Source organism: Pseudomonas sp. P4_C3, from assembly GCF_056402075.1.
Map to the genome: position 1 here is coordinate 1 of NZ_JBFUIC010000232.1, position 7,053 is coordinate 7,053.

Sequence of the window (7,053 nt, forward strand, 5' to 3'; positions counted from 1 at the left end):
GCCTTGCTCTGCGGGTAAGCCGGGTTGGTAAAGTTGCGGTTGATGTAGAAGTTGCGCGACGTAAGGCTCGCCTTGGCGTTTTCGAGAAAGCCCTCGGCAACGGCCGGAAAGGCAGACGCGGCCAGCGCCAGCCCTAAGACATGGGTACCGACGACAGGTGCCAACATGCGGCTGTTTTTATTGCTGCAGTTCATTATTTTTATTCTCATGGTTAAAAAGCGCACAAAACCCTCCCCTCTGCGTTGACAGACGAGGTGAAAAAAGGGAGGGCAAGCTGATACGGCCCCTCAAATTAGGGTGCGTACCCCTTCAGCACACCGCCTGTAAGCAGGCGATGCGCGTCAGTCGGTTAGAAGATGCTGCGGTAGAGGGCTTCTACGTCCTGCGCGGTCATGTCCCTGGGATTGCTGTCGATCAGGCGACGCAGGTTCATCACCACGGAGTTGGCCATTTCGGTGAGGGCGGGTTCGTCCACCCCCAGTTTCGACAGCCGGGTTTCCAGCCCGCTGTCGGCCACCAGCGCTTCAATTGCCTGGACAAAGGCTTCGGCTGCCTCGGCTTCGTGCTCGAAATGGCGGCCCGGCAACAGGTATGTCGCGAGCTCCGCATATTGGCTTTGCGCCGCGCTCAGGTTGAAACGCAGTACCGGCGCCATCACCAGGGCATTGGCGTGGCCGTGGGGAATGTGAAAGCGTGCCCCTAGCGGATAGGCCAACCCATGAATAGCCGCCACCGAGGCGTTGACGAAGGCCACACCCGCCATCAGCGAGCCTTGCAGCATCGCTGTACGCGCCGCCACGTCCTGACCGTTGGCCAATACTTTGCGCAGGTTGGCGCTCAGCAACCCCAAGGCGGCGGAGGCCAAGCCATCGGCAATCGGGTTTTTACGTGTGCGACTGGTGTAGGCCTCGATTGCATGCACCATGGCGTCCAAACCGGTGGCGGCGGTGACTCTGGGCGGCAGTCCGAGTGTCAGTTGCGGGTCGAGCACCGCCACGTCCGGCATCAGTTGCGACGAATACACCGCTTGCTTGCGCTGTTGCTCGTCAGTGATGACGGAGACCCAAGTCACTTCAGAGCCGGTGCCTGCCGTGGTCGGCACCAACACCAGCGGTACCCGCTGTCCCTGGGCTTTGTCGGTTCCATACAACTCCTCCAAGGGCTGTTCGCTGTTGATCAGCAACGCCACCAGTTTGGCGGCGTCCAAGGAACTGCCGCCGCCGAGCCCCAGCACGCCATCGGCCTTGAATTGTCGGGCCTGCTCGGCGGCCTCTTTGACCACGGCGGACGAAGGGTCGGGAACCACTTGGTCGAACACTGTGACTGCGCAGCCAGCCACCTCAAGCGAGTCCTGGGCCTTAACTACAAAACCCAGGCTGACAATGCCAGGATCGCACACCAGCATCACCCGTTGCGCACCGAGATCCTTGAGCACCTTGCCCACGCTGTGCAACGCGCCCTCTTCGCAGACTATGCGCGGCACGCTTCTGAATTCATAACTCATCGGTCAGTCCTTTTTGTTTACAGCACCGAGGCATAGATGGCGCGGGTATCTTGGTGGGTTACCGGGCGCGGATTATTGATAAGCAGGCGTTCGACCTTCATCGCGTCATCGGTCAGGTGATCCAGGTCGTCGACAGTCACGCCCACGTCCCGTAGCCGCTGGGCAAACGGCATGCGTTCCACCAACCGGGTCATGAACTCAATAAAGGCATCGCAGGCCAACGCCTCGCTGGCAAAGCGCTGCCCTGGCAGCACCGCCGCCGCCAGTTGCGCGTACAGCGCCTCGGCTGCAGGACGATTGAAGTTCAGCACCGGCACTAGCACCAAGGCGTTGCTCAAGCCGTGGGGCACATGGAAGTGGCCGCCCAACGGGTACGCCAGGGCATGCACCGCCGCCACCGGCGAGTTGGCAAAGGCCATGCCCGCTAGCATCGAGCCGAGAAGCATGTCGGAGCGGGCCGGTAAATCCCCCGGCGTCGCCAGGACCCGATCCAGATTGCCCGCCAGCAGGCGCAACGCCTGCATTGCCAGGCCATCGGACAGCACATTCTTCTTGTGCACGCTGGTGTAGGCCTCGATGGCATGGACCATGGCATCGATACCGGTCATGGCACTGACGGCTGCCGGCAAGCCGACGGTCAGTCGGGCATCCAGCAGCGCGATATCCGGATACAGCAATGGGCTGACAACGCCCTTTTTCTCATGGCTGGGGGTAGTGACAATCGCCACTGCCGTTACTTCCGAGCCCGTGCCCGCCGTGGTCGGCACTTGGATCAATGGCAAACGCGGGCCTTGGGCCAGGTTGATACCGTAGATCGACTCCAGCGCCTGTTCGCGGCCACAGAGCAAGGCTACCAACTTCGCGGTATCCAGGGAGCTGCCACCGCCCAGGCCGATCACTGCTTGGGCACGGCAGTTACGGGCGGCATCCACCGCGTGCTGTACCGATTCCGACGGCGGATCGGCCTGCACATCGCTGTACAGTGTCGCGTCGACCCCGGCTTCGTGCAGGGCTCGCAAGGGTGCATCCAGCAAACCGGCGCGCAACAACCCCGGATCGCTGACCAGCAATACCCGCTCGGCCTTTAGCTCGCGGCATAAGGTGCCCAGGCGCAACGCGCCATCGATCTCACAGATCACACGTGGCGTGGTTTCAAAGTTAAATGTCGACATACAGCTGCCCCTACCCTGCTGTCACGCTGCCGCGCTCGATGCGAAACAACGCATCGACCAGGTCGGCAGAATGTGTGTCATCGGATTCGGAGATCAACACGCACAGGCCTTCCTGGCCCAGCTTGGCAATCACCTCGCTTAAACGCCGAGACAAGACCGGCGCTACGCCCTCGAAAGGTTCGTCCAGAATCAACAGTTGATTGCCCGGCATCAGTGCCCGGGCCATGGCCACCAGCTTCTGCTGGCCACCGGACAACTGCATCGCCTTGCGGTCACGGAACTGGGCGATCTCTGGAATCAGGCTGTAGACCCAGTCCAGTCGCTGTTTGCTGTCGACCAGTTTGTTGGCCCACACTGGCAACATGATGTTCTCTTCCACGGTCAGCGACGGAATCAGGCGCCGGTCTTCGGGCAAGTAGCTGATACCCGCTGCGGCGCGGGTAAAGGCCGGCTGCGCGCGCAGGTCCTGCCCGCCAAAAAACATCTCGCCGCGGTCCGTGGGCAACAAACCCATGATGGCGCGGATCAAGGTGGTCTTACCCGCGCCGTTGTGGCCGATTAGACCGACCATTTCCCCGGGACCGATGGACAGCGATACGTCATTGAGGATCGGTATGCCTTCAATCGATACATTGAGATTGCGAATTTCCAGGCTCATTTCACGGCACTCCTTTGTGCCTTGTCGTGGGCCTTGGCGCCGCCAGTGACAAACTCCTGCACCTGCGCATTGGCCAAGACTTTTTCCGGGGCTCCGTCGGCCAGGACTTCACCGCTGTAGAACGCGAGAATGCGCGACACATAGCGGCGTACCACGTCCATGTCATGCTCGACGAACAGCACGGTTACTTGATGCTCGGCAACGACGCGCATCACGGTGTCCATCAGCGCGGTTTTCTCTTCGGCGCTAACGCCGCTGGTGGGTTCGTCGAGCAGCAACATCTGCGGATCACCAATCAAGGCCATGGCAATGTCGATAAGTTTGCGCACTCCTTGCGGCACCGCGGTGACCAGAGTGTCACGCCACTGCGGTATGCCGAACTCGACAAGAATGGCGTCGGCACGGGCAATCCGTGAGGCGCTGCGCATAGGCACCAGCAGCGCTGGAAACGGGCTTTCGGCCGCCGCCACCGCAATCAGCAGGTTGTCTAGCACGCTCAATTGCGCAAACAGTTGGGCGACCTGGAACGAGCGGGCCATGCCCGAGCGGGTAATCGCTCGAGGTGTGCGACCAATGATCGACTGGTTATTGAACAGGATCTCGCCCCGACTCGGCTTCAAGTAACCTGTGACCATATTGATGAAAGTGGTCTTGCCGGCGCCATTGGAGCCGATCACACCGACCACTTCCCCTTTGTTGATCCGCACATTGACGTCCTTGGCTGCAGTGACTGCGCCGAACTCCTTGCACAGACCTTGGGTTTCGAGAATGCAGGTCATGCTTTAGCCCTCCTAGCGTTACCGGTAAACAGGCTCCACAAGCCCTTGGGCAGGAACACGATGATCGCCAGTAAGGTGAAGCCCAGAATCATCTGCCAGCTATGGGGCACCAGTTCGATGGCGTAAGTGCGCACCACGGCAAACACGATGGCGGCGATAAAGGGTGCCGCCACGTGGGCGGTGCCGCCGAGTAAGGCGATGAACACGAACTCACCGGAGGTGATCCAGTAGGCCATTTCCGGGTCGATATGCCCGGCGGACAAGGCCATGAAACCACCGCCCAATGCCGAAACGGCCGCGGCGGCTACGTAGTTCATGTAAAGCACCCAGCGTGGGGACTGCCCGAGGTATTCGACACGCACTTCGTTTTCACGAATTGCTTCACACATCATCCCGGCATTGCTGCGGCTGTAGCGATGCAGCAACACCGCCAGCACCGTCGAACTGGCAACGATGATCATGAACAAAACCAGCGGTCCCTGCCCGGCGGCCGGCGACCAGCCAAACAGGGTCCAGGCCTTGACGTTGAAGCCGTCAGTACTGCCCAGGGCCGAGCTTTTCACCAGCACGCCATAGAGGATCATCGAGAACGCCAACGACAGCATGGCGAAGAAAATCTCCCGATAGCGGGTCATCAGCAGCCCTAGAACCATCGCCAATAAAACCGCGACGCCAACGCCGATCATTAGCAACACGGCTAGGTCGGTGATGTTTAGGAAATGTCCACTCATGCCCACGGCATAACCACCAACGCAGAAGAACAAGCCCTGGCCAAAGGTCACCAGACCGGCGCGCATCTGCATCACCACGCCTTGCACTACCATGGCCTTGGCCAACGCCATGGTCAGCAAAAACACCAGCCATTGCGGAGCAATCCAGCCACCGGCGGCCAGCAACGCTGCAACCGCCAGCAGAATCAGTTCGGTTTTATCCATACGCATCAGATTTTCCTCGCAAGCACGCGGCCGAACAGGCCTTGCGGACGTACCGCCAGAACCAGCGCCATGACGCCGTAAATCACAAAGAGTTCGAACTCCGGCGCATAGTGCACCGCCGCCGCACGGCTCAGCCCTACTAGCAAGGCGCCTACCGCCGCGCCTTCGATACTGCCCATGCCACCGATCACCACCACGGCGAAGGCCAGGACGATGATTTCCACGCCGATGCCCGGCGCTACGGAAATAGCCGGAGCGGTCAAGGCACCGGCCAAGGTGCCGAGCATGGTGCCCAACACAAAGACCAGGGTGAACATGCGCTTGACGTTGACACCCATGGCCATAGCCACTTCACGATCGTGGATCACAGCCCGCAGGACCTTGCCCTGGTTGGTGCGTTCCAGCCACAGGTACAAGCCCAGTCCAAGCACCAGCGACACGCCTACCAGCATCAGGTCGTAATTGGATACCTTCAGCCCGGCCAAGGCGCTACGGCCCATTTCGGCGTAGGGTTGATAGGCAAAATAGGGGTTCACGCCCCAGATCATTTTCATGGTGTCTTCCAACACCAGCAGCAGCGCGTAGGTGATGATCACCATCAGCACTTCGTCTCGGCCGTACATAAACTTGAGCASCCCACGCTCGATAATCAGGCCAACGATCAGCCCGGCCACCACGGCACAGCCAAGCATCAGTAGGTAACCGGCCCAGACCGGGCCGATACCGTTATTGAAATACCAGCCCACCAGCGAAGCTGCGGTGTAGGCGCCAATGGCATAAAAACTGCCATGGGCCATGTTCAGGATCCGCATGACCCCGTAGATCACCGTCAACCCTGCCGCGACCAAAAACAGCCACGAGGCATAGATGGTGCCGTCAATCAGCACCGCGAAAAGACTCATCATAGAGGTCCTACCTTGGCATAAAGGTGGCGACGCCGGACGGGCCGCCACTTCGGAACAATCAAGCGAGGTTGATCAGTTGCACTGGGCACCGGGGAAGCCAGCCTTGATCCATTCCAGGGCGGCAGTGCCGTCTGGTGGCGTCACGCATTCGCCGGAGAAGGCGATGACGTTTTGCACGTCGCCTTTCTTGCTCGCCTTGTCGTACTGGTACTCGCCATAGGAAATGCCCTGCATCGCCTGATGCCCTCCGGCGCGGGCCATTTGCACCGTGCCGGACACTGACTCGAAGGTCGCGCCCTTGAAGGCCTTGGCGATTTCCTGCGGCGCGGGGATCTTGCCCGGTTCAACCTTGGCGTTCTCCGCTGCGTGCTTGAGGCCGAGAATGGCTTGGGCCATTTTACTCGCCGGGTAAGTCGGCGCGGTGTTGTACGCGGTTTGGTACTTGTCCTTGAACCAGCGATTGAGTTCGTTATCCGGCGCGAACGCACCAAACGGGCCACGGCCACCTATGACCATGCCGTTGGGAGCCTGGTCCTTGTAGCGGTCCAGGGCGGACTCGCCGCAGGTCAGGACCGCGGTGGCGTCTTCCAACAAACCACGGGCATTGGCTTGCAACACCAGCGCTTCCATGTCGCCGCCCCAGAAGCTGGAGTGGATGATGTCCGGGCGCTTGACCGACAGAGCGGAAATCTCGGCGCCGTATTGGCCCTGGAAGACCTTAGGCATCTGCGACTCGACCACCTTGGCCTTGGGCATCAACTGCTCCATGGAGTGGGTGAAGTCTTTCCAGCTGTCTTGTCCAAAGGCGTAGTTCTGCTGGATGCCGGCAACTTTCTGCGCGTCGGGGCGGGTCTTGGACAGGTAACGGGCGGCGCCGATATTGTCCACGGCCGCATCAAGGCCGGTGCGGAACACAAACTGCGGTGTCTTGTCTTCATTGAACAGCTGAGAAGTGCCGCAATCGTAAAACACGGTCATGGCCCCCAGCTCTTCGGCCACAGGCGCAATGGCCAGGCAGTCACCGGAGGAAATGTAGCCCACCACTGCATCGACCTTCTGGCGCTGCACCAGGTTACGGAACTCTTCGACCTGTTTAGCCG

General features: G+C 60.4%; 7 protein-coding genes and 1 pseudogene. All 8 read right to left on the reverse strand.

Annotated elements, in window-relative coordinates:
• Positions 1-167, reverse strand: a pseudogene (locus AC1DVH_RS23975) (outer membrane porin, OprD family); the annotation flags it as partial.
• Between the two features lie 182 nt (positions 168-349).
• Positions 350-1,504, reverse strand: coding sequence for an iron-containing alcohol dehydrogenase (locus AC1DVH_RS23980; protein WP_223531568.1), 1,155 nt, complete (start codon positions 1,502-1,504; stop codon positions 350-352).
• A gap of 17 nt (positions 1,505-1,521) precedes the next feature.
• On the reverse strand, positions 1,522-2,676 hold the full coding sequence (locus AC1DVH_RS23985; RefSeq protein ID WP_223531569.1) for an iron-containing alcohol dehydrogenase: 1,155 nt from the start codon (positions 2,674-2,676) through the stop codon (positions 1,522-1,524).
• Between the two features lie 10 nt (positions 2,677-2,686).
• Positions 2,687-3,334 carry an ATP-binding cassette domain-containing protein gene (locus tag AC1DVH_RS23990; protein ID WP_223531570.1) on the reverse strand — a complete coding sequence of 216 codons (648 nt, stop codon included), beginning with the start codon at positions 3,332-3,334 and terminating at the stop codon, positions 2,687-2,689.
• Positions 3,331-4,113: an ABC transporter ATP-binding protein gene (locus AC1DVH_RS23995; RefSeq protein WP_223531571.1), complete on the reverse strand. Its 783-nt coding sequence runs from the start codon at positions 4,111-4,113 to the stop codon at positions 3,331-3,333. Before AC1DVH_RS23995 ends, AC1DVH_RS23990 begins: the two co-directional genes overlap by 4 nt.
• Positions 4,110-5,054 (reverse strand): branched-chain amino acid ABC transporter permease, encoded by a 945-nt coding sequence (locus AC1DVH_RS24000; RefSeq protein WP_223531572.1) that lies wholly within the window; start codon positions 5,052-5,054, stop codon positions 4,110-4,112. The genes AC1DVH_RS23995 and AC1DVH_RS24000 overlap by 4 nt, the downstream gene beginning before the upstream one ends.
• Entirely contained in the window at positions 5,054-5,953 is a 900-nt protein-coding gene (locus tag AC1DVH_RS24005; protein ID WP_477755912.1) for a branched-chain amino acid ABC transporter permease, read from the reverse strand. The genes AC1DVH_RS24000 and AC1DVH_RS24005 overlap by 1 nt, the downstream gene beginning before the upstream one ends.
• A 72-nt stretch (positions 5,954-6,025) precedes the next feature.
• Positions 6,026-7,053, reverse strand: a 1,028-nt coding sequence (locus AC1DVH_RS24010; RefSeq protein WP_477755913.1) for an ABC transporter substrate-binding protein, incomplete at its 5' end; no start/stop codon positions are given.